This window comes from Mesorhizobium sp. M0058 (assembly GCF_040323095.1).
Taxonomy (GTDB): domain Bacteria; phylum Pseudomonadota; class Alphaproteobacteria; order Rhizobiales; family Rhizobiaceae; genus Mesorhizobium.
Genome location: NZ_JAMYUQ010000009.1, coordinates 235,153 through 257,652, shown reverse-complemented (window position 1 = coordinate 257,652; position 22,500 = coordinate 235,153). Strand labels below are relative to the sequence as shown.

23 protein-coding genes are annotated in these 22,500 nt (G+C 62.4%); 19 read left to right on the top strand and 4 right to left on the bottom strand.

Features of this window, described 5'->3' with window-relative positions:
• Positions 1-7: 7 nt before the first annotated feature.
• Positions 8-472 (bottom strand): RidA family protein, encoded by a 465-nt coding sequence (locus tag NKJ75_RS17815; RefSeq protein ID WP_023693441.1) that lies wholly within the window; start codon positions 470-472, stop codon positions 8-10.
• A gap of 138 nt (positions 473-610) precedes the next feature.
• Here NKJ75_RS17815 and NKJ75_RS17810 point away from each other — a divergent pair, with 138 nt between their 5' ends.
• From NKJ75_RS17810 to tsf, 5 genes are all read left to right on the top strand, one after another.
• On the top strand, positions 611-1,441 hold the full coding sequence (locus tag NKJ75_RS17810) for a cell envelope integrity EipB family protein (protein WP_023745115.1): 831 nt from the start codon (positions 611-613) through the stop codon (positions 1,439-1,441).
• Between the two features lie 44 nt (positions 1,442-1,485).
• Entirely contained in the window at positions 1,486-1,764 is a 279-nt protein-coding gene (locus tag NKJ75_RS17805; RefSeq protein ID WP_023671020.1) for a DUF4031 domain-containing protein, read from the top strand.
• The gene (locus tag NKJ75_RS17800; protein ID WP_023688582.1) at positions 1,761-2,372 is read left to right on the top strand and encodes a LysE family translocator; all 612 of its coding nucleotides are present in this window, start codon (positions 1,761-1,763) and stop codon (positions 2,370-2,372) included. The genes NKJ75_RS17805 and NKJ75_RS17800 overlap by 4 nt, the downstream gene beginning before the upstream one ends.
• 177 nt (positions 2,373-2,549) lie before the next feature.
• A complete protein-coding gene (gene rpsB / locus NKJ75_RS17795) occupies positions 2,550-3,338 on the top strand; it encodes a 30S ribosomal protein S2 (RefSeq protein WP_023671022.1) in 789 nt (262 codons plus the stop codon).
• 108 nt (positions 3,339-3,446) lie between these two features.
• Positions 3,447-4,367 (top strand): translation elongation factor Ts, encoded by a 921-nt coding sequence (gene tsf, locus NKJ75_RS17790; RefSeq protein WP_023684688.1) that lies wholly within the window; start codon positions 3,447-3,449, stop codon positions 4,365-4,367.
• A 33-nt stretch (positions 4,368-4,400) separates the two neighbouring features.
• Here tsf and NKJ75_RS17785 read toward each other — a convergent pair whose 3' ends face one another.
• Positions 4,401-5,327 (bottom strand): LysR family transcriptional regulator, encoded by a 927-nt coding sequence (locus tag NKJ75_RS17785; RefSeq protein WP_023671024.1) that lies wholly within the window; start codon positions 5,325-5,327, stop codon positions 4,401-4,403.
• 99 nt (positions 5,328-5,426) lie between these two features.
• On the opposite strand from NKJ75_RS17785, the gene NKJ75_RS17780 reads away from it, so the two are divergent.
• The 13 genes from NKJ75_RS17780 (at position 5,427) to lpxB (ending at position 18,533) form a co-directional block, all read left to right on the top strand.
• On the top strand, positions 5,427-5,954 hold the full coding sequence (locus NKJ75_RS17780; RefSeq protein WP_023745114.1) for a nuclear transport factor 2 family protein: 528 nt from the start codon (positions 5,427-5,429) through the stop codon (positions 5,952-5,954).
• 34 nt (positions 5,955-5,988) lie between these two features.
• A complete protein-coding gene (locus NKJ75_RS17775; RefSeq protein ID WP_023745113.1) occupies positions 5,989-7,098 on the top strand; it encodes an aldo/keto reductase in 1,110 nt (369 codons plus the stop codon).
• Between the two features lie 149 nt (positions 7,099-7,247).
• Positions 7,248-7,970, top strand: coding sequence for a UMP kinase (gene pyrH / locus NKJ75_RS17770; protein ID WP_023671026.1), 723 nt, complete (start codon positions 7,248-7,250; stop codon positions 7,968-7,970).
• 101 nt (positions 7,971-8,071) lie between these two features.
• Complete coding sequence (gene frr, locus NKJ75_RS17765; protein ID WP_023671027.1) at positions 8,072-8,626, top strand: ribosome recycling factor; 555 nt, start codon at positions 8,072-8,074, stop codon at positions 8,624-8,626.
• 31 nt (positions 8,627-8,657) lie between these two features.
• Positions 8,658-9,380 (top strand): isoprenyl transferase, encoded by a 723-nt coding sequence (locus NKJ75_RS17760; protein WP_023748403.1) that lies wholly within the window; start codon positions 8,658-8,660, stop codon positions 9,378-9,380.
• Between the two features lie 11 nt (positions 9,381-9,391).
• Positions 9,392-10,207 carry a phosphatidate cytidylyltransferase gene (locus tag NKJ75_RS17755; RefSeq protein WP_023696555.1) on the top strand — a complete coding sequence of 272 codons (816 nt, stop codon included), beginning with the start codon at positions 9,392-9,394 and terminating at the stop codon, positions 10,205-10,207.
• Positions 10,208-10,310: 103 nt separating this feature from the next.
• Entirely contained in the window at positions 10,311-11,453 is a 1,143-nt protein-coding gene (rseP, locus tag NKJ75_RS17750; protein WP_023693444.1) for an RIP metalloprotease RseP, read from the top strand.
• Between the two features lie 217 nt (positions 11,454-11,670).
• Entirely contained in the window at positions 11,671-14,037 is a 2,367-nt protein-coding gene (bamA, locus tag NKJ75_RS17745; protein ID WP_023745112.1) for an outer membrane protein assembly factor BamA, read from the top strand.
• Positions 14,038-14,114: 77 nt separating this feature from the next.
• A complete protein-coding gene (gene lpxD / locus NKJ75_RS17740; RefSeq protein ID WP_023745111.1) occupies positions 14,115-15,173 on the top strand; it encodes a UDP-3-O-(3-hydroxymyristoyl)glucosamine N-acyltransferase in 1,059 nt (352 codons plus the stop codon).
• A 1-nt stretch (position 15,174) separates the two neighbouring features.
• Positions 15,175-15,627, top strand: a complete 453-nt coding sequence (fabZ, locus tag NKJ75_RS17735; protein WP_352499999.1) for a 3-hydroxyacyl-ACP dehydratase FabZ — start codon at positions 15,175-15,177, stop codon at positions 15,625-15,627.
• Positions 15,628-15,642: 15 nt separating this feature from the next.
• Complete coding sequence (lpxA, locus tag NKJ75_RS17730; protein WP_023706235.1) at positions 15,643-16,476, top strand: acyl-ACP--UDP-N-acetylglucosamine O-acyltransferase; 834 nt, start codon at positions 15,643-15,645, stop codon at positions 16,474-16,476.
• Entirely contained in the window at positions 16,463-17,365 is a 903-nt protein-coding gene (locus tag NKJ75_RS17725) for an LpxI family protein (RefSeq protein WP_352499998.1), read from the top strand. The genes lpxA and NKJ75_RS17725 overlap by 14 nt, the downstream gene beginning before the upstream one ends.
• A complete protein-coding gene (gene lpxB / locus NKJ75_RS17720) occupies positions 17,355-18,533 on the top strand; it encodes a lipid-A-disaccharide synthase (RefSeq protein WP_352499997.1) in 1,179 nt (392 codons plus the stop codon). The genes NKJ75_RS17725 and lpxB overlap by 11 nt, the downstream gene beginning before the upstream one ends.
• Positions 18,534-18,666: 133 nt before the next feature.
• On the opposite strand, the gene gltA is transcribed toward lpxB, so the two are convergent.
• Complete coding sequence (gene gltA / locus NKJ75_RS17715) at positions 18,667-19,998, bottom strand: citrate synthase (protein WP_023671037.1); 1,332 nt, start codon at positions 19,996-19,998, stop codon at positions 18,667-18,669.
• A gap of 181 nt (positions 19,999-20,179) precedes the next feature.
• Positions 20,180-21,604: a glutamate--tRNA ligase gene (gltX, locus tag NKJ75_RS17710; protein WP_023745108.1), complete on the bottom strand. Its 1,425-nt coding sequence runs from the start codon at positions 21,602-21,604 to the stop codon at positions 20,180-20,182.
• 461 nt (positions 21,605-22,065) lie between these two features.
• On the opposite strand from gltX, the gene arr reads away from it, so the two are divergent.
• Positions 22,066-22,482, top strand: coding sequence for an NAD(+)--rifampin ADP-ribosyltransferase (arr, locus tag NKJ75_RS17705; protein WP_023745107.1), 417 nt, complete (start codon positions 22,066-22,068; stop codon positions 22,480-22,482).
• Positions 22,483-22,500 lie beyond the last annotated feature (18 nt).

Below are 22,500 nucleotides of genomic sequence, written 5' to 3'. Positions count from 1 at the left end.
GTCCTGCTCATGCGACCTCGAAGACGGCTTCGATTTCCACTGCGGCATTAAGCGGCAGACAGGCGGTGCCGACGGCGGAGCGGGCATGCTTGCCGCGCTCGCCAAGGGCCGCGACCAGGAAATCGGAGGCGCCATTGGCGACCAGATGCTGCTCGACGAAATCCGGCACTGATGCAACAAACACGGTAATCTTGACCAAACGCTGGATTTTTTCGAGATCGCCAAGTGCTGCTTTTGCCTGGGCCAAGATGTTGATTGCACAGTACTTTGCGCCTTCCTTGCCGGTTGCCGTGTCGACGTCGCGGCCGAGCAGGCCGCTTGCCTGCAGCTTGCCGTCCTTGAGCGGCAACTGCCCGGCGGTGAACAAAAGATTGCCGGACCTGCAATAGGGCACATAGTTCGCGGCGGGCGCTGCGGCGGCAGGTATCGTCACGCCGAGATCGCTTAGCCGCTTTTCGATTGTTTCACTCATCGTATTTCCCTATTGCTTGGAGACGCCGCGCTGGCCGGGCCGAAATTGCTATTTTTGCCTCGCTTCCGCCACGACTTTTTTTAAGCTGGACCATCTTTACCTGCTGCCTGCCATCAGCTGCGACGATCGGAGCCCCTTATGCGCGCAACGCGCCTTGCCTTCCACGCCGTTCTCTTTCCGGTGCTGTTCTCGATGGCTCCAGCCTTTGCCGTGCCGGCGCTGCAGGCGCATCGCGCCGTCTACGATCTTACCCTCGACAAGGCGTCGGACCGCTCGGGCATCACCGGGATTTCCGGCCGCATGGTCTATGAGTTCAACGGCTCGCCCTGCGAGGGCTATACGGTAAAATTCCGTTTCGTCACCCAGATCGCCACCGGCGACAACACCAGGCTGACCGACCAGCAGACGACCACGTTCGAGGACGCCGAAGGCAAGACCTTCTCGTTCGTGACCAAATCCTTCGTCGACCAGAACCTAGACAAGGAGGTCAAAGGCACCGCCACAAAAGAGACCAAGGGCCTCAAGGTCGATATCGACAAGCCCGAGAAGAACAGCCTCGAACTCGCCGCCACCCAGTTCCCGACCCAGCATCTGGTCGAACTGATCGGCAAGGCCGAGAAGGGCGAGAATTTCTACGAAACCAGCCTGTTCGACGGTTCGGAGGATGCCAACAAGGTGATGACCACCACCGTCATCGTCGGCAAGAAGGCCGAGGGCGACAAGGCCGACCCCGAAGCGCCGGCGCTGGCCAGACTTGCCGGCGACAAATACTGGCCGGTCGACATCGCCTATTTCGACGAGACCGACAAATCGGGCGAAGAGGTGCCGGAATACCGCATCAGCTTCAAGCTGCACGAGAACGGCATCACCCGCGACCTCACAATGGACTATGGCGAGTTCTCGATGACCGGAAAGCTGGTCAACCTGTCGCTGTTCGATCAGACCAAGCCTTGCCCGGTCTCGAGATAGCAACAATGCGGCGCTGGCCACGGCAGGCTTGATGGCAGTTCCCGATGGCGGTCTATGTCGATGCGGCGATCTGGAAATGGGCCGGCCATCGCTGGTGCCACCTGATGGCCGACGATACGGACGAACTGCATCGTTTCGCCGCCGAGCTTGGCGTCAAGCGTTCGTCCTACCAGGGGCCGCCCAGGACATCGGCGCCGCACTATGACATAACCGGCTTCGAGCGCGACCGGGCGGTGCGGCTCGGCGCCATCGAATGCAGCCGCGAGGAGATCGTTGCGATCTTCAGGCGCGTACGGGTACCCAACGGAAAGGGCCGATCGTGACGCTAACGGCATTCCTGGCTTATTGCCTTGCCATCACACTTGCCGCCGCCACGCCGGGACCGGCGATGTTCACGGTGATCACCAACGGCGTGGCACGCGGCTTCCTGCGTGCGTTCGTCGCCGGAATGGGCATTGCCGCCGGCGATGCCGTGCTGGTCACCCTGGCACTGCTCGGGCTGGTGGCGCTGGCCCAGACCTTCGAATGGGTGTTTCTCCTGTTGAAATACGCCGGTGCGGCCTACCTGATTTTCCTCGGCATCAAGATGTGGCGGGCCGCGGCCGCGCAATCGGCCGCGCAAGGAATCCCCCAAACCGGATTGTCGCGTTCGTTCCTGCTTGGCGCCTCCGTGGCGCTCGGCAACCCGAAGGCGATCCTGTTCCACGCCTCGATCATGCCGCTGATCCTCAACCTCGACACCATGACGTTTGCCGACGGCCTGCTGGTGGTGGCAGTCGTCGTCGGCGCCAATATTCTCACCATGGGCATCTACGCCGCGCTGGCGGGCAGGGCATCCGGCTGGTTCAGGACGCCCGAACGCATGCGGCTGATTAACCGGTTCGCCGGCAGCGCCATGATCGGCACCGGAGCGCTGATTGCCGCACGCTGAGCGATGAAGCACCTCACCGCTTGCGTTTGCAGCGCTTCCCCTCTATATGCGCGCTCATTCCACACACGGACTTTGGTGTCTGCCCGGGAGAAATCCGGCTGAAACCTCCGGTGGCGTTCGAGGACAAAGTCCAAAAATGCCTGTGTCCGTGGAGGCTAACCGGAAAAGGAACTAAGAATGGCACTGCCTGATTTCAGCATGCGCCAGCTTTTGGAAGCTGGCATTCACTTCGGCCACCAGACCCACCGCTGGAACCCGAAGATGGCGCCTTACATCTACGGCGCCCGCAACAACATCCACATCATCGACCTGTCGCAGACGGTGCCTTTGCTGCACCAGGCTCTGAAGCAGGTTTCCGACACCGTTGCCAAGGGCGGCCGCGTGCTGTTCGTCGGCACCAAGCGCCAGGCGTCCGACATCGTCGCCGACGCCGCACAGCGTTCGGCCCAATACTATGTCAACTCGCGTTGGCTCGGCGGCATGCTGACCAACTGGAAGACGATCTCGAATTCGATCCAGCGCCTGCGCAAGCTCGACGAGATGCTGGCCGGTGAGGCCCAGGGCCTGACCAAGAAGGAACGCCTGAACCTCGACCGCGAGCGCGAGAAGCTCGACAAGGCGCTCGGCGGTATCAAGGACATGGGCTCGACCCCCGACCTGATGTTCGTCATCGACACCAACAAGGAAGCGATCGCCATTCTCGAGGCCAAGCGCCTCGGCATTCCGGTCGTTGCCATCATCGATTCGAACTGCGATCCGGACAAGATCGACTTCCCGATCCCCGGTAATGACGACGCGGCGCGCGCCATCCAGCTCTATTGCGACCTGATCGCCAAGGCTGCCATCGACGGCATCGCCCGCCAGCAGGGCGCGCTCGGCGTCGACATCGGCGCCTCGGTCGAAGCTCCGGTCGAACCGGCGCTTGATCCGGCTCCGGCCCCGGCTGCGGACGCTCCGGAAGCTTGACAATCGAAGGCCGGTTGCGGCCTTCATCATTCTCATATTTGGCACGCTAGACGGACGCATCATCGAGTACCGGTGGTGCGTCGGTGCATTTAAAACAAAGAGGCGACAATGAGCATTTCGGCTGCACAGGTCAAAGAACTCCGCGACTTGACCGGCGCGGGCATGATGGACTGCAAGGCGGCGTTGACGGAGACCAACGGCAACATCGAAGAGGCCGTCGACTGGCTGCGCAAGAAGGGCATTTCCAAGGCCGACAAGAAGGCTGGCCGTACTGCCGCCGAAGGCCTGATCGGCGTCGACTCCGGCGTCCGCGAGGCCGCCATCGTCGAGGTTAACTCCGAGACCGATTTCGTGGCCCGCAACGAGCAGTTCCAGGAGATCGTTCGCAATGTCGCCAAGGTCGCGCTTGCTTATGGCACGACGGAGGCTGTCTCTGCCGCAAAGTATCCGGGTTCGGACAAGTCGGTCACTGACACCATCAAGGACGCCGTTGGCACCATTGGCGAGAACATGAGCTTCCGCCGTTCGGCCAAGCTCACCGTCCCGCACGGTGCTGTCGCAACCTACGTCCACAATGCGGTTGCCGATGGTCTTGGCAAGCTCGGCGTTCTGGTCGCGATCGAGACCACGGGCAATGAGCATGCCGCCAACGCCTTTGGCCGCCAGGTCGCCATGCATGTCGCCGCCACCAACCCGCTGGCGTTGACCGCCGAGCAGATCGATCCGGCAGCGGTCGAGCGCGAGAAGGCGATCTTCGCCGACCAGGCGCGCCAGTCCGGCAAGCCGGAAGCGATCATCGAAAAGATGGTCGAAGGCCGCCTGCGCAAGTTCTACGAGGAAGTCGTGCTCCTCAAGCAGGCCTTCGTGCTCAATCCCGACATCACTGTCGAGCAGGCGCTGAAGGATGCCGAGAAGGACATCGGCGCTCCGGCCAAGATCTCCGCCTATCTGCGCTTTGCGCTGGGCGAAGGCATCGAAAAGGAAGAGACCGATTTCGCGGCGGAAGTCGCGGCGGCGGTGAAGAAGTAGTTTTAAAAATAGCCCCGAAAAGGGCTTCTCAGCTCAGGCAACTCGGCCGGGTGTCCGCAAGGATGCTCGGCCAATTTCTTGTGCGGTGTCGATGAAGGCCCTGAGCTTTGGCGCCATCGACGCCCTGCGCGGGAAGTAGAGGAAGAGGCCGGGCTCCTCGATCGCCGTTTGCGGCAGGATCTGAACGAGGCGGCCGGCGGCCAATTCCGCGCGCACCAGCGGCTCGAACACATAGGTCAGCCCGACGCCGGCAAGCGCAAGGTCGATCGCGGCCAGCGAATCGGTGACGATGACCGTACCCTTCGTCTCGGCCACGACATCCTTGCCGTCCTCAGTCAGGTCCCAGCGATAGAGTGCGCCGGAGCGCACAAGCCGGTAGCCGATGCAATTGTGGTCCGAAAGATCCGCCACACCGCGCGGACGGCCATGCCGGCCGACATAGGCGGGGGAGGCGACGATCACGGCGTTGAATGGCGGCGTCAGCCGGACCGTGACCATGTCCTGTGCGATCATCTCGCCCAGCCGGATGCCGGCATCAAAACCCTCGCCGACAATGTCCACCAGCCCCTGGTCGGTGAGCAATTCGATGGTCACATCAGGATAGCGTTCAGCCATCGCGGCGGCCACGGGAGTGACGGCAAGTGGAACGGCGATGTTGGGAACGTTCAACCTGAGCAAGCCGGAGGGCCGGCCCTTGATGGCTCGGATGCGGTCCATCCGGTCGGCGATATCCTGGAGGGCAGGGGCTGCCGTGTCCACCAGCGCCTTGCCGGCTTCCGTCAGCGAGACGCTGCGCGTGGTGCGCGCAAACAGCGGCTGGCCGATCCGCTCCTCCACGAGGCGCACCGCATGGCTGACGGCGGATGGGGACATGCCCAGTTCTGCCGCAGCTAGCGCAAAGCCGCCGCGTCGGGCAACGGCGACGATGACAGGCAAATGACTGAGCAGATCCCGATCCATTCATGCATGATATCGCATAGTCCTTGCGAACACTTCAATCTTCTCGATGCCGACAGGCTGACCCATATTGCCATCACCGATGCACAAAGGAGAAGAGAGATGGATGCCTTGAAACACGCTACCTTCGCCGCAGGCCTTGCCCTAGCGCCGGTCGATGCCGGCGGCGCCGAGCCGTCCGGTTGGCGCGCGCTCGCCGACGAACGCGCCGTCATCCGCATCGCCGATGCCATCGACCGTGCCGTCGATGCGCAGGACTGGAAGCTTGCCCGCTCCTATTTCGCCGACCGTGTCACCGTCGACTTCAGCAGCCTGTCAGTACAGCCTGCCGCCACCATCCCCTCCGACAATCTGATCGGTACCTGGGCCGGCAACCTCAGGGGCAGCAAGACCAGCCTGCATCTGCGCACCAATCACCAGGTGATCTTTGAGGCGGACGCGGCGACCGTCTCTTCGAACGGCTATGCCTGGAACCGGATGGAAGGCAATGGCGACCCGCTGTGGGAAGTCTGGGGCACCTACGAGCACCATCTGGTTCGCTCCGGGACCGGCTGGAAAGTCGACGGCTTCGTTTTCCGCGCCACGCATGAGCGCGGCAATCCCTGGGTCAAGATGACGCCTGGCCAGTGAGCCGGCGTCAAGAAATCAGGATAGGAAAAACACCATGACCATGAGCTATTACACACTGGGCAACAGCGGCCTGCGCGTCAGCCGGCTGGCACTGGGCACCATGACCTTTGGCACCGAATGGGGCTGGGGCGCGGACAGGGAAACCGCGCGCGCCATGGCCGACGCCTATGTCGAGGCCGGCGGCAATTTCTTCGACACCGCCGACCTCTACACCGGCGGCACAGCCGAAACCTGGCTCGGCGAATTCATCGCCGAGCGAGGCTTGCGCGACAGAGCGGTGATCGCCACGAAATTCACCTTCAACGCGGAGCCCGGCAATCCGAACGCCGGTGGCAATGGCCGCAAGAACATCTTGCGCGCCGTGGATGCCTCGCTGAAGCGGTTGGGCACTGACTATATCGACCTCTACCTCCTCCATGTCTGGGACGGGCTGACGCCGGCCGAGGAGGTCATGCGCACGATGGATGATCTCGTGCGTGCGGGCAAAATTCGCCATGTCGGCCTGTCCGATGTGCCGGCCTGGTATGCTGCCCGCGCGCAGACGATCGCCGAGTGGCGCGGCTACGAGCCGGTGTCGGCCCTGCAGCTTGAATATTCGCTGGCGGAGCGTTCGATCGAAAATGAGTTCGTGCCCTTCGGCACCCGCCATGGCGCAGGAATCATGGTGTGGAGCCCGCTGGCCAGCGGGCTGCTCAGCGGCAAGTACCGGCCGACGCAGGAAGGCCATGCCGGCCGGCTCGACGGCTTTCGCAACACCACTCATCCGGGGTTCCAGAAGTTCACCGAGCGCAACTGGGCGATCGTGGCGGAGCTCGAAAAAGTTGCCGCCGAACTCGGACGCAGCATGGCGCAGGTCGCGCTCAACTGGGTGGCAACGCAACCGGGCATCGCCACCGTGATTCTTGGCGCCACCAAGCTGGCGCAGTTGCAGGACAATCTGGCGGCGTTGGATTTCACTTTACCCGCCGAGCTTCGCGCGCGGCTGGATACGGTCAGCAAGACACCGCCGCCATTCCCGTACGCCTATTTCGGTTCCGACATACAAGCCCGGGTTACCGGCGGCGCCGTGACCGGCGACAAGCCGTTGGGTTATGCGCCGCCGCTGCTGGTCGAGGGCGACGCCGTCAGCATCACCAGCAACTGACGGGCCGCGACGGAAGGCGGAATTGGGCGAGGGGCGCCGCGTGACATCGCGGCGCCCTTCGTGTATCGGAACTCGGCATCGCGCCAGCGGCGGCGCCCGCGCGAGGGCGGCCTGCCCAGGCTGCCACACGCAACAATGACGAGGTCCAGATGACGGCAAAGCCCCTCTATCGACGTGTCCTGCTGAAAGCGTCGGGCGAAGCGTTGATGGGCGAGCAGCATTTCGGCATCGATGTCTCGGTGGTCGACCGAATCGCCGCCGACATCGCCGAAGCCCGCGCACTTGGCATCGAGGTCGGCGTCGTCATTGGCGGCGGCAATATCTTTCGCGGCGTGGCGGTGGCATCCAAGGGCGGCGACCGCGTCACCGGCGACCACATGGGCATGCTGGCCACCGTCATCAACTCGCTGGCGCTGCGCACCTCGCTGAACAAAATCGGCGTCGATGCCGTCGTGCTGTCGGCCATCGCCATGCCCGAACTTTGCGAGAGTTTTTCCCAGCGCCAGGCCACCGCCTATATGAACCAGGGCAAGGTCGTCATTTTCGCCGGCGGCACCGGCAATCCGTTCTTCACCACCGATTCGGCCGCGGCCTTGCGCGCCGCCGAGATCGGCGCCGACGCGTTGTTCAAGGGCACCCAGGTCGACGGCGTCTATTCGGCCGATCCCAAGAAGGATCCGAATGCGACCCGCTTCGAGCGCATCAGCCATGCCGAAGTCATCAACAAGGGCCTTTCGATCATGGATACCGCCGCAATTGCACTTGCGCGCGAAAACAACATCCCGATAATCGTCTATTCGATCCACGAAAAAGGTGGTTTCGGCGATATTCTGCGGGGCGGCGGCCGTTGCACGATCGTCGCCGACGAGTGACCCGGAGTATACTCTCCTAAAAAGGGGATCAGTTTTCGAAAGCGGGTCCGAATATAGGCCCTAAGCAGTGAACCCGGATCAAACGGGTCGAGGAGACTAAGATGAGTGGTGAGTTCGACGACCTCAAGCGGCGCATGGATGGCGCGATCGCCGCCTTCAAGCACGATCTGGCTTCGCTGCGCACCGGCCGTGCCTCCAGCAATCTGCTCGACGCCATCCAGGTCCAGGCCTACGGCACCACCATGCCCATCAACCAGGTGGCGAACGTGTCGGTGCCGGAGCCGCGCATGATCTCGGTTTCGGTATGGGACAAGTCGATGGTCGGCGCGGTCGACCGTGCCATCAGAGAATCCAATCTCGGCTTCAATCCGATCGTCGACGGCACCAATCTCAGAATTCCGCTGCCCGAACTCAACGAGCAGCGCCGCAAGGAACTGGTCAAGATTTCGCATGGCTACGCCGAGAACGCCCGCGTTGCGGTGCGCCATGTCCGTCGCGACGGCATGGACTTCTTGAAGAAGGCGGAAAAGGACGGCGACATCAGCGAGGACGATCAGCGCAAGCGCTCCGATCAGGTCCAGAAGCTGACCGACGAAACGATCAGCACCATCGATCACCTGCTTTCCGATAAGGAAGCTGAAATCATGCAGGTCTAGGGTCGGCCCACACCGGCCCGAAAGCGAGACAATGGCAACGCCCGCGCATGTCGCGATCATCATGGATGGAAACGGACGCTGGGCCAAGGCGCGCGGCATGCCGCGGCTTGCCGGCCATCGCGCCGGCGTCGAAGCGCTGCGCAAGACGGTGCGCGCCGCGCCCGGTCTCGGCATTTCCTTCCTGACCGTCTACGCCTTTTCGTCGGAAAACTGGTCGCGGCCCAAGGCCGAAGTCAGCGACCTGATGGGGCTTTTGAAGCTGTTCATCCGCCGCGATCTGGCCGAACTGCACCAGAACGGCGTGCGCGTCAGGATCATCGGTGACAGGGCGGGGCTGCAGCCGGACATCAGGGGCCTGCTCGAAGAGGCCGAATCGCTGACTGCGCGCAATGAATCGCTGACCTTGGTCATCGCCTTCAACTATGGCGGGCGCGACGAGATCGTGCGCACGGCACGCAAGCTCGCAGCCGCAGTGGCGCGCGGCGAGATCGACGCAGAGGCGATCACGGCAGACACTTTTGCCGGCGCCCTCGACACCGCAGGCATTCCCGATCCGGAGCTGGTCATCCGCACCAGTGGCGAGCTTCGGCTGTCGAACTTCCTTCTGTGGCAGGCAGCCTACAGCGAACTGGTTTTTCTGCCTTGCTACTGGCCTGACTTCAGCCGCGAACACCTGGCCGACGCATTGCGCGATTTTGCTGGCCGCGAGCGCCGTTTTGGCGGGCTTGCCGCTCAAGATGTCGCTGCCTCGTGATCGGCGGCGGGATGAACAATCTTCAGCTTCGCATCGTCTCGGCGCTGGTGCTGGCCGCAATAGCGCTTGGCCTGACCTGGTTGGGAGGGCTGTGGTTCCGCCTGCTTTGCGCCGGGATATCGGCGGTCATCTTCTATGAATGGGCGCGCATGTCGCGCCCCTTGGCCGGTGCGACCCTCGGCTTCATTCCCGAAGCACTGCTTCTGGTTTTCGTCGTCGCCCTGGTTGCAGGCGTGCCGGCATCGTGGCTTCTGTCTCTTGTCCTGGCCATGGTTGTGGTCGCTGCTGTCGGCGCCCGTATGCGTGGAGCGGCGCAATGGGATGCAGCCGGTCTTGCCTACGCGGCTTTGTCCGGCTTATCGCTGGCGCTGCTGCGCGGCGGCGACCATCCCGGCCTGGTCGCAATCCTGTTTCTGTTCGCCGTGGTCTGGGCGACCGACATCTTCGCCTATTTCGTCGGCCGCTCCGTCGGTGGGCCCAAGCTCGCGCCATCTATATCCCCCGGCAAGACGCAGAGCGGCGCGCTTGGCGGCGCTGTCGGCGGCGTGGCCGCCGGCGTGCTTCTGGCTGCCGCCGCCGGGGCCGGCAATCTTGGCGTCCTCGCCTTGGTTGCGCTGGTGCTGTCGATTGTTGCCCAGGCTGGCGATCTCTTCGAATCCTGGGTCAAGCGCCGCCACGGCCGCAAGGATTCAAGCGCGTTGATACCCGGGCATGGCGGTGTCATGGACAGGGTGGACGGGCTTGTCGCGGCGGCTTTTGCCCTATACGTGATCGGCTGGATTTCGGCGGGCGCCGATCATCCGGCGCAGGGGCTGTTTCCGGCTTGAGTGATATTTCACGGCGAAGAAATGGCGCACGCCACGGATTCGCCTGGATTGATGTCACAGTCGCGGCGACACCTTTCGCCGCGGGTGAATTTGAGGGCATGACTTGAACGAAATTCTTCACGCGTTTTTCAGCACGGAAGGCTTTGTCCTCGGCACGCTGGTGCCGTTTCTGTTCGTGCTGACCGTGGTCGTCTTCATTCACGAAATGGGCCATTACCTGGTCGGCCGCTGGTGCGGCATTGGCGTGAAGGCCTTTTCGATCGGCTTCGGCCCCGAACTTCTCGGCTTCAACGACAGCCACGGCACGCGCTGGAAGCTCTGCGCCATACCGCTCGGCGGTTATGTCAAATTCGTCGGCGACATGAGCGCCACGTCGAGCCAGCCGAGTTCGGAAGATCTGGAAACGCTGACTGACGCTGAACGCAAGGTCGCCTTCCACACGCAACCCATCTGGAAACGCGCCGCCACGGTGGTGGCCGGACCGCTGTTCAACTTCCTTTTGACCATTGCCGTCTTTGCCGTGCTGTTTTCCCTCTATGGCCGCCCTGTGTTTGAGCCGATGGTGGCGGCGGTCACCGCCGGCAGTCCAGCCGCAAGGGCCGGCATTTTGCCAGGCGACCGATTCGTCGCCGTCGACGGCAGCAAGGTTGAGACCTTCGCCGACGTCCAGCGCCTAGTTTCGGGCCGCGGCGGCGACGCCATCACCTTCACCATGTTGCGCGACGGCAAGGAGGTCACGGTCGTCGCGACGCCGGAGCCAATGGAGCAGCTGGACGCACTGGGCAACAAGGTCAAGGTGGCCGTCATCGGCGTCGTCAACAACAAGGATGTCGGCCAGCCCAGGCTGATCACCTACAGCCCTGTCGGAGCAGTCGGCGCCGCGGTCGAGGAGACGGGGCACGTCATTCAGCGCACCGGCCAGTTCCTGCAGCGATTCGTTGTCGGCCGCGAAGACAAATGCCAGCTGGGCGGCCCGATCAAGATCGCCAAGATGTCGGGGCAGGCGGCAAAGCTGGGCTTCCTATGGCTGGTGCAACTCGTCGCCGGCCTGTCGGTCGGGATCGGAATTCTGAACCTTTTGCCGATTCCCCCCCTCGACGGCGGCCATCTCCTGTTCTACGCACTCGAAGCCGTTTTCCGGCGTCCGGTATCGGAGCGGATGATGGAAATGGGATACCGGGCCGGCCTCTTTCTGGTGCTGGGATTTATGGGCTTCGTCTTCTGGAACGATCTGTTTGGGTGCTGAAATCATGAAGAAATTTGGCTTCAGCACCGGCAATGTTGAGACGCCGTTTACCATGCACGGGGGTATGCGTGACGCGAAAGCCACGCATCAGGGTTAAGTAATTACAAATTAACCAGAAGCCTTGCGTGTAGGGAAAATCCGGTTAATACGGTAGGAGAAATTACCGCACGTCCGGTTTTCTCGCCGTGGGGACTTCGAGAAAAGGTACAAAAGCCCGATGAAGGCAGCATCCAAATTTTTGAGCGCCGCGTCCGCGGTGGCTATGTCCGCCGCTCTGGTTGTACCAGGTGCGCTCGCCGTGCAGTTCGTTGCCACATCTGCGGCGCAGGCAGCCGTTGTCTCGAGAGTCGAGGTCAGCGGCAACCAGCGTGTCGACGCCGACACCATCCGCAACTACATCACGATCAAGCCGGGCAAGGCGTTTTCCAGCGCCGATATCGACGATGCGGTCAAGGCGCTGTTCGGCACCGGGCTGTTCTCGGACGTGCAGATCAATCAGGTCGGTTCGACGCTGGTAGTCAAGGTTGCCGAATACCAGGTCGTCAACCAGGTTCTGTTCCAGGGCAACAAGAAGCTCAAGGACAACGCGCTGGCAGTCGCCGTGCAGTTGAAGCCGCGCGGGACGTTCTCGCAGGCAACGCTGGACTCCGATGTCGAGGCGGTAAAGGCTGCCTACAGGCGAATTGGCCGGGATGACGCCGCTGTCACGACGCAGATCATGGATCTCGGCGACAACCGCGTGAACGTGGTCTTCAACATCAACGAAGGCGGCCGCACCAAGATCGCCGCTGTCAATTTCGTCGGCAACAGCGCCTATTCGAGCCGCCGCCTGTCCGACGTCATCGCAACCAAGCGCTCGAGCTTCTTGTCCTTCGTGCTGCGTGACGACGTCTATGACGAGGACAAGCTCCGCGCCGACCAGGAATCGCTGCGCCGCTTCTATTACAATCACGGCTATGCCGACTTCCAGGTGGTCTCAGCCGTCGGCGAGCTCGACGACACGACCAACCAGTACACCGTTACCATCACCGTCCAGGAAGGCGACCGCTATACGTTCGGCGACGTCAGCGTCGAGAGCACCATTCCCGAAGTCGACTCGAAGGCGCTGGAATCGGTGGTTCAGACCCACAAGGGCGACGTCTACAACGCCAAGAATGTCGAGGACACCATCATCGCGCTGACCGAAAAGGTCGCGGGTTCGGGCTATGCCTTCGCCCAGGTGACGCCGCGCGGCGATCGCAACTTCGAGAACCACACCATTTCGGTCGTGTATACGATCGACCAGGGCACCAAGGCGTATATCGAGCGCATCGAAATCCGCGGCAACGACCGCACACGCGACTATGTCATTCGTCGTGAGTTCGATGTCAGCGAAGGCGACGCCTTCAACCAGGTACTCATCCAGCGCGCGAAGAAGCGGCTGGAAAAGCTAGATTACTTTGAGAAAGTCGACGTTTCGACTGTCCCGGGTTCTGAGCCAGACCAGGTCGTGCTCGTGGTCGACGTGGTCGAGAAATCGACCGGCGAGTTCTCGGTTGGCGCAGGTTATTCGACAGGTGGCGACACTGCCGGTCCGTCTGTCGAAGGTTCGGTCGCGGAGCGCAACTTCCTCGGTCGCGGCCAGTACATCAAGGTTTCGGCGGGTGGCGGCAAGAATTCGCGGGACTACAGCCTGTCCTTCACCGAACCCTATTTCCTGGGGCGCCGTATCGCCGCCGGCTTCGATATCTTCCAGCAGACCCGCAACTACGACCACTATGACAGCGAGACGCTGGGTGCGACGGTGCGCTTCGGCCTGCCGATCACCGACAACATCTCGACGCAGTTGGCGTACAATATCGCCCAGGAGAAGTACAAGCTCGACGACGGTTGCTTGACTGCCGGCGTTTATGACCCGGCAAAATGTGACGTCTCCAATGCGATCCTGGAGGGGATTGAGGATAGCCCGTGGATCAAGTCTTCGGTCAGCTTGGGACTGGTCTACAACACCATCGACGATATGAAGAGCCCGCATGAAGGCATCTACGCCACCACGACTGTGGAAGTGGCGGGCCTTGGTGGCGATGCCAAGTTCGTCAAGGTTACCGGTCGTGGCACTGTCTACCAGACGCTGTCAGAACAGCTGGATCTGGTCGGCCTGATTTCGGGCGGTGCTGGTCATATTGCGAGCTACGGCAATGACGGCTTGCGAATCTTCGATCAGTTCCAGAGCAGCGACCGCATGATCCGCGGCTTCGAGTATGGTGGCATTGGCCCTGTGGACCTCAACACAGGTGACCACCTCGGCGGAACCACCTATTTCAATGCGTCGGCGGAAGCTCAGTTCCCGATACCGGTCATTCCGGAAAGCTTTGGTGTGCGCGGCGCCGTGTTTGCCGATGCCGCAACGCTGTATGGCAGCAAGATTAACACTCCTTTGGTCAATCAGGGGTCAGTCGACTTGGAACTGCGCGCCTCGGTTGGTGTCGGCTTGTTGTGGTCATCGCCTTTCGGCCCGATCCGCATTGACTACGCGATGCCCGTCAAGAAGGAAAAGACCGACGACGTGCAGGAATTCAACTTCGGCATGTCGAGCCGCTTCTGATCTTGCGGTAACGATGCTTCCGGGCCGTTGGGGTCCGGAAGAGAATTGATCCGACCTAGCTGGATATTGCTTCTGGAATGACCGATCCGGTGTTCTTCGCGCCATCACGCCGGTATACGGCCGGCGAAGTCGCGAATCTGACCGGCGCATCGCTTGTCGATTCCGATCTTGCCCACATATCGATCGATGCGTTGGCGCCAGCCAACGAAGGCGGCGAGGGTGCGCTCGTCTTCGTCGACGGCAAGCGCAATTTCGCGCTGATGCAGTCGCTGAAGGCGGCGGCCGTGTTTTGTCCCGCCGAGTTCGCGGGCAAGGCGCCGGCCGGCATCGCGGTTCTGGTGCATCCGCGCCCGCAGCAGGCCTTCGCCATGATCGGCCGGCTGCTGTTCCCGACAGCGGCTACGCCGGGGCCGATGACCAGCGAAACCGGGGTCTCGCCGCAAGCTCATGTCGATGCCACGGCGCGTATCGAGGCAGGCGCGATCATCGAAGCCGGAGCGGTCATCGGCCCCCGTGCTTCCATAGGCAGCGGAACAGTCATTGCCCCCCACGCCGTAATCGGTCCCTCCTGCCAGATCGGCCGTGACGGCTACATTGGGCCGGGTGTCAGTGTTCAGTATGCGCTGATCGGCAACCGCGTCATCATTCATGGCGGCGCCAGGATAGGCCAGGACGGCTTCGGCTTTGTCGGCGGCGCCAAAGGCCCTGAGCGTGTGCCGCAGGTCGGCCGCGTCATCATCCAGGACGATGTCGAAATCGGCTCGAACACGACCGTCGATCGCGGCGCCATGTCGGATACGGTCATCGGTCAGGGCACCAAGATCGACAATCTGGTGCAGATCGCCCATAACGTTCGCATCGGCCGCAATTGCATTATTGCCGGGCTCTCTGGTATTTCCGGCTCCGTCACCGTCGGTGATGGTGTCACCATGGGCGGCGGCGTTGGCCTTGCCGATCATTTGACCATCGGATCAGGGGCCAAGCTTGCTGCAAGAAGCGGGTTCATGAGCAACGTGCCGGCGGGCGAGATCTGGGGAGGCTATCCGGCGCAGCCGATGGCGGAAGCCATGCGCGAGATCGCCATGCTGAGGAAGCTCGCCAGGACGCGCAAGCAGGGCGAAGGGGGAAGTAGCTGAGATGGTGCCGGCGACGCTCGAAGCGGTCGATATATTGGGGTTGATGAAGCTTTTACCGCATCGCTATCCCTTCCTGATGATCGATCGCATCATCGAAATCGACGGCAATGATTCTGCCATCGGCATCAAGAACGTGACCATCAATGAGCCGCATTTCCAGGGCCATTTCCCGGATCAGCCGGTGATGCCGGGCGTGCTCATCGTCGAGGCCATGGCGCAGACCGCCGGCGCGATCTGCATCCGTAACCTCAACACGGAAAAGCCGTCGCTGGTCTATTTCCTGACCATCGATAATGCGAAATTCCGCAAACCGGTCGTCCCGGGCGACCAGTTGAAAATCCACGTCAAGAAAATCAAGATGCGCGGCAACCTGCTCAAATTCGCCTGCGAGGCCATGGTGGAGGGCACAAAGGCCGCCGAAGCCGAGATCTCGGCAACGATGGTTACCGGCTGACGGTTCGAAATGCTCATGAAAATACAGACTTCAATCCACCCCTCGGCCGTCATCGAGGCCGGCGCGCAGATCGGCGAAGGCGCCGCAATAGGACCTTTCTGCTATGTCGGCGCTGACGCCGTGATCGGTGACCGCGTCGAACTGGTCAGCCATGTCTCGGTGCTGGGCGCGACAACCATTGGCGCCGCGACCAAGGTCTATCCAATGGCGACACTGGGCGGACCGCCGCAGAACACCAAGCACAAGGGCGGCCGCACCACTTTGGTCATCGGCCAGAACTGCACGATCCGCGAAGGCGTGACCATGCATCTCGGCACCGATTCCAGCCGCGGCGAGACGACCGTCGGCGACAACGGCAATTTCCTTGCCTATGCCCACATTGCCCATGATTGCGTCGTCGGTAAAAACGCCACCTTCGCCAATGGCGCGACCCTGGGCGGCCATTGCGAGGTCGGTGACAGCGTTTATATCGGCGGCCTCAGCGCCGTTCATCAGTTCGTGCGTGTTGGTGACAACGCCTTTCTCGGCGGCTGCTCGGCTTTTGTCGGCGATGTCATTCCCTACGCCATTGCGGTGGGCAATCGCGCCAGCCTGCGTGGACTCAACATCATTGGCCTGAAGCGCGCCGGGTTGCCGCGCGCAGAAATCTACCTGCTGCGCAAGGCTTACAAGACCATCTTCGACCGCTCCCGCACTGTCGGCGAGAACATCGAATTCGCCAAGGCCGAGTTTGCGTCGTCGCCGACGGCCATGAAAATCATCGATTTCATCACCAGTCGCGGCAAGCGGCATTTTGCCGTCCCGTCGCTTAAGGGTGGCGACGGCGACGATGCCGATGACGAAGGCTGAGGCCACTTCAGCGGGCCTCGAACTTGCGCCGGACGCCAGGGTCGGCATCATTGCCGGCGGCGGTAGCTTGCCGGTCGAAGTTGCCGCCGGCCTGGCGGAGGCCGGACATCGGCCTGTCATCATCCTGGTCGAAGGTCAGGCCGACCGTCAGTCCGACCTCACAATCTATGAGCGTGAAAGCCTTGCGCTGGAAGACATCGGCTCGCTGGTTGCGTTGCTGAGGCGCCGGCGGATCACCCATCTTGTGCTTGCCGGCGAGATCAGGCGCAGGCCGCGGTTGGTCGACATGCGTCCGAACCTTGGGCTACTGGCACTTATACCCTCGCTCGCCATGGCGCTTGCCCGCGGCGATGACGGGCTGTTGAAGATATTGACCCGCGGCCTGGAGGCACGGGGCGTCAAGGTCGTCGGTGCGCATGAAGTCGTGCCCCGGCTCGTCGCGGCCGAAGGGCCGCTGACCAAAGCAGTGCCGCGAAAGTCCGACTGGCGCGATATCGAGGCGGCACACGCGGCGGCAAAGGCCATCGGCGCGCTCGACATTGGCCAGGCGGCAATTGCCATCGGTGGCCGCACTGTTGCCCTGGAAGGCGTCGAGGGCACCCACGGACTGCTCGAGCGGACGCAGCAGTTGCGCGGCCATGGCAGGCTGGCCGGCAAGACGCGCGGTGTCCTGGTCAAATGCGCCAAGCCTGGCCAGGAATTGCGTGCCGATCTGCCATCTATTGGCCCCCAGACCGTCGAGGCGGCGCATGCCGCGGGGCTCGCCGGCATTGCCGTCGAAGCCGGCCGTTCGCTCATCCTCGAAGGCCCCGCCGTTGTCGCGCACGCCAATGCGCTCGGCCTGTTCGTGTTCGGCCTGCCGGCTGCGGGGGCTGTCCATGGCAGCTGAGAAGCCGCTGAAGATTGCCATCGTCGCCGGCGAAGAATCCGGCGACCTGCTGGGCGCCGACATCGTGCAGGCGCTGAAGCGCATGACCGGGCGCGAGGTGCAACTCGTCGGCATTGGCGGGCGGCATCTGCAGGCGCTCGGACTGGCGCCGCTGTTCGATGGCGCCGAGATCGCGCTGATGGGGCTCAGCGCCATCCTGCGTGACTTGCCGCGCCTGATGCGGCGGATCAGCCAGACGGCAAGTGCTGTCGCCGCCGAAAAACCCGACTGTCTGATCACCATCGACAGCCCTGATTTCTCGCTGCGCGTCGCCAAAAAGGTCCGCGCCGCCGATCCGTCAATCCCGACCGTCCATTATGTCTGCCCGAGCGTCTGGGCGTGGCGGCCGGGTAGGGCGGCCGCGATGAAGCCCTATGTCGACCACATACTGTGCATCCTGCCTTTCGAGGTAAAGGAGCTCAGCCGTCTCGGCGGCCCGCCCGGCACTTACGTCGGACATCGCCTCACGCATGATCCAGGCGTGCTGGGCGCGGCCAGGGCGCAAGCCCAGCCGCGCGATCTCTCTGCCGATCACATCAAGACGCTGCTCGTCCTGCCAGGGTCGCGGCGCGGCGAGGTGAGCCGGCTTATCGGTCCGTTCGGCGAGACGGTGTCGGCGCTGCGCGCGCGTGGCCACCGGCTGCGGCTGTTGCTGCCGACGGTGCCGCATGTCGCCGAACTGGTCAAAACATCGGTGGCGCGCTGGGATCAGGAGCCGGAAGTCATCCTCGATCCCGAGCGCAAGTGGCAGGCCTTCGGCAAGGCCGATGCGGCGCTGATCGCGTCTGGAACGGTGTCACTGGAACTGGCGATGTCGGGTGTCCCGATGATCTCTTGCTACAAGTTCGATCCGATCATGCTGATGGCGCAGAGCCTGATCACGGTGTGGAGCGCTGCCTTGCCCAACCTTATTGCCGACCGGCCGGTCGTGCCGGAAAGCTACAACCAGTATGTGCGGCCGCACTATCTGGCGCGGCAGCTCGAGGCACTGTTCTCAGACACCGCCTACCGCGCCTGGCAAAAGGACGGCTTTGGCGAGGTTGCCAGACGCATGGCCACCGACAGGCCCTCCGGCGACATCGCCGCCGATGTCGTTCTTCGCCACATCGGGAGAGCGAATAGGGCTTAGCGAGTGAATAGTGAATAGTGAATAGGATTAACGCACTCTCGACTATAATCAAGCTGCTACTTACTACCTGCTACTTACTACCTGCTACTTACTACTTGCTATTCACTACTTACCATTCACCATTCACTCTCTTTCACCTTTTCGCAATCGGCACGTAGTCGCGTTCCGGGGCGCCGGTATAGAGCTGGCGCGGGCGGCCGATCTTCTGGTGCGGGTCCTCGATCATTTCCTTCCACTGCGCGATCCAGCCGACGGTGCGCGCGACCGCGAACAGCACGGTGAACATGGTGGTGGGGAAGCCCAGCGCCTTCAGCGTGATGCCGGAATAGAAATCGACGTTCGGATAGAGCTTCTTTTCGATGAAGTAGGAATCGGTCAGCGCGATCTTTTCCAGCTCCATGGCGATGTCGAGCAGCGGATCGTCCTTGATGCCGAGTTCGCCGAGCACCTCATGCGCCGTCTTCTGCATGATTTTCGCACGAGGATCGTAGTTCTTGTAGACGCGATGGCCGAAGCCCATCAGCCGGAACGGATCGTTCTTGTCCTTGGCGCGGGCGATGAATTCCGGGATGTGGTCGACATGGCCGATTTCTCCCAGCATGTTGAGCGCGGCCTCGTTGGCGCCGCCATGCGCCGGGCCCCACAGGCAAGCGATGCCGGCGGCGATGCAGGCGAACGGATTGGCGCCCGACGAGCCTGCAAGCCGCACGGTCGAGGTCGAGGCGTTCTGCTCGTGGTCGGCATGCAGGATGAAGATGCGCTCCATGGCGCGCGCCAGCACCGGATTGATCTTGTATTCCTCGCACGGCACCGCAAAGCACATATGCAGGAAGTTGGCGGCGAAGTTCAGCTCGTTCTTCGGGTAAATGAAGGGCTGGCCGATATGGTATTTGTAGGCCATGGCCGCAATCGTCGGCATCTTGGCAATCAGCCGCATCGAGGCGACCATGCGCTGATACGGGTCCGAAATGTCGGTGGAGTCGTGATAGAAGGCCGACAGCGCGCCGACCACGCCGCACATCACAGCCATCGGATGCGCGTCGCGGCGAAAGCCGGTGAAGAAGCGCGACATCTGCTCGTGCACCATGGTGTGGCGCGTTACCCGGTAGTCGAAATCGTCCTTCTGCGCCTTGGTCGGCAGTTCGCCGTAGAGCAGGAGGTAGCAGACTTCGAGGAAGTCGCCATGCTCGGCCAGCTGGTCGATGGGGTAGCCGCGGTGAAGCAGGATGCCGGCATCGCCGTCGATGAAGGTTATCGCCGACTCGCAGCTCGCCGTCGAGGTGAAGCCGGGATCGTAGGTGAAGGCGCCGGTGGTGTTGTAGAGCGCACCGATGTCGATGACGTCGGGCCCGACCGAGCCGCTTCGCACCTTGAATTCATGCGTCTTGCCGGCCAGTTCGAGCGTGGCAGTCGACGGGTGCGTCGTCTTGCTGCCGGTTTCCAGTCTTGTCGCAGCTTCGCTCATTCTCAAACTCCTTCATGTTCCTCATGCCGGCAAGGCAATTCCTGCAAACGACACGTCGAAATCACCGGAATGCGCGAACTCGCCACCGCATTTTAGGAGGTGCGTGCCAGATTGGGCCAAGGCCTAATGTTGCACTGCGAAACCCGCCTTTCAATGCCAATCTTTTTGGGCCAGCTCGCTCCTAATCGATTTGATCCGCAATCCGCGCCAGGCTTTCCTCGCGGCCAAGCACGGCAAGCACGTCGAACACGCCGGGCGAGGTGCTACGGCCGGTAAGGGCCGCCCGGAGCGGTTGGGCCACGGCGCCGAGCTTGTGGCCGCCGGCCGCTGCGAACTCGCGCACCGCGGCTTCAGCCGCGGCAGCCGACCAATCGCCCGAAACAGTCTGCAAAGCGGCATGTGCGCCGCGCAGGATCGCGCGCGCGTCGGCACTGAGCAGTGCTGCCGCCTTCTCGTCGATCGGCAGCGGCCGCTCGACGAACAGGAAGGCCGCGCCATTGGCCAGTTCCACCAGCGTCTTGGCGCGCTCTTTCAGGCCCGGCAAGGCGGCCAGCAACTGCGCCTTCCTGGTGTCGTCGAGACGGGCGGCGATAGCAGATCCGCCTTCGAGGTATGGCAGAGTGGCGACGAAAATGTCGAACAGCTCGGCATCGGCCATCTTGCGCATATGCGCGCCGTTGATCGACTCGAGCTTGGCGAAGTCGAAGCGCGCCGCACCCTTGTTGACATCGCCGATGTCGAACCACGAAATCATGTCCTTGATCGACATGATCTCGTCGTCGCCATGGCTCCAGCCGAGCCTTGCCAGATAGTTGAGCAGTGCCTCGGGCAGATAGCCCATGGCGCGATAAGCCTCGACACCCAGTGCGCCGTGCCGCTTCGACAGCTTGGCGCCGTCGGCGCCGTGGATCAGCGGGATATGCGACATCGACGGGACGTCCCAGCCCATGGCGTTGTAGATCACCGTCTGGCGCGCGGCGTTGGTCAGATGGTCGTCGCCACGGATGATGTGGGTGACGCCCATGTCATGGTCGTCGACGACGACGGCATGCATGTAGGTCGGATTGCCGTCCGAGCGCAGAATGATGAAATCGTCGAGGTCCTTGTTGGGGAAGCGCACCTCGCCCTGCACACGGTCGTGCACCACGGTTTCGCCCTCGGTCGGCGCCTTGATGCGGATGGCGCCCTTGACGCCGGGAGGCGCCTCCGAGGGGGCACGATCGCGCCACTGGCCGTTGTAGCGCGGCGGCAGATCCTTGGCGCGTGCGGCCTCGCGCATCGCCTCGAGCTCGGCAGGCGTCTCGTAGCTGTAATAGGCCTTGCCCAGGCGCACCAGCTCCTCGGCCACCTCACGGTGGCGCGGCGCGCGCTCGAACTGCGATATGGCCTCACCGTCCCAGGAAAGGCCGAGCCAGGTCAGCCCATCCAGAATGGCCTGTGTCGCCGCCTCGTTGAAGCGTTCGCGGTCGGTGTCCTCGATGCGCAGCACCATCGTGCCGCCGGTGTGCTTGGCGTACAGCCAGTTGAACAGCGCCGTGCGCGCGCCGCCGATATGCAGATAGCCGGTGGGCGAGGGGGCAAAACGGGTGACGACCGTGTCGGACATGGAACTCTCGGAACCTTGGAAAGCGAGCGTGATCGCGCGGACTTTCGCGCTTTGCGCGTTCATGTAGCATAGGGGGTCTGGGGCGCAAGGGGCAGACCCGATGGCTGGACGTGGCCGGGGCACGTCGGCAATTATCGGTTGCGTCAACTGGCGCTGGAGCCTTGTAGCACAAAATCTGTTCGCACCCTCCGCGCAACCTCGTTTGGCAGCAGCGTCAATGTCTGGGTTTCATTCGGCTGCAGCGTCCGTCACAGTGCCTGGAACATCGCTGCGACGGTGGTAGCCCCCTCTGACGAGCGGACATTTCTTCACGGATGCGGCACTGCCCGACTACAACGCCGCCGTGACAGCGTTGGCTTGGTCACGCATATTGACCTTTCTGCAATCATTATCGTGAACACCGCAACTGTGTGCAGGCCGGTCTCGCCACGAAGGAGGCATGATTGAAAGAAGGACTACCGATGACCGAAAACGCCGACCATACGGAGGGTGATCCGTTCTACCATGGTACCCGGGCGGATTTGAAACCCGGGGATCTGCTGAGCGTCGGCCACCCTTCCAATTTCAGAGGTAAACCACTGTCATGGATCTATTTCACCCAGACACTGGAAGCCGCCATCTGGGGAGCAGAGCTTGCAACGGGTGACGGTCGTCAAAGGATTTACATCGTAAAGCCGACGGGGTTTTTTATGGATGACCCTAACCTGACCGACAAAAAATTTCCCGGTAATCCGACGAAATCCTACCGCTCCCGTGATCCGTTGCTCATCCAGGGTGAACTCGGTGAATGGCAGGGTCATACACCGGAACAATTGAAGGCAATGCACGATGGGCTTGCTCGCGTGAGAGCGGAGGGCCAGGATATGATTGAGGATTGAGCGTCCTTGCCAGGTGAT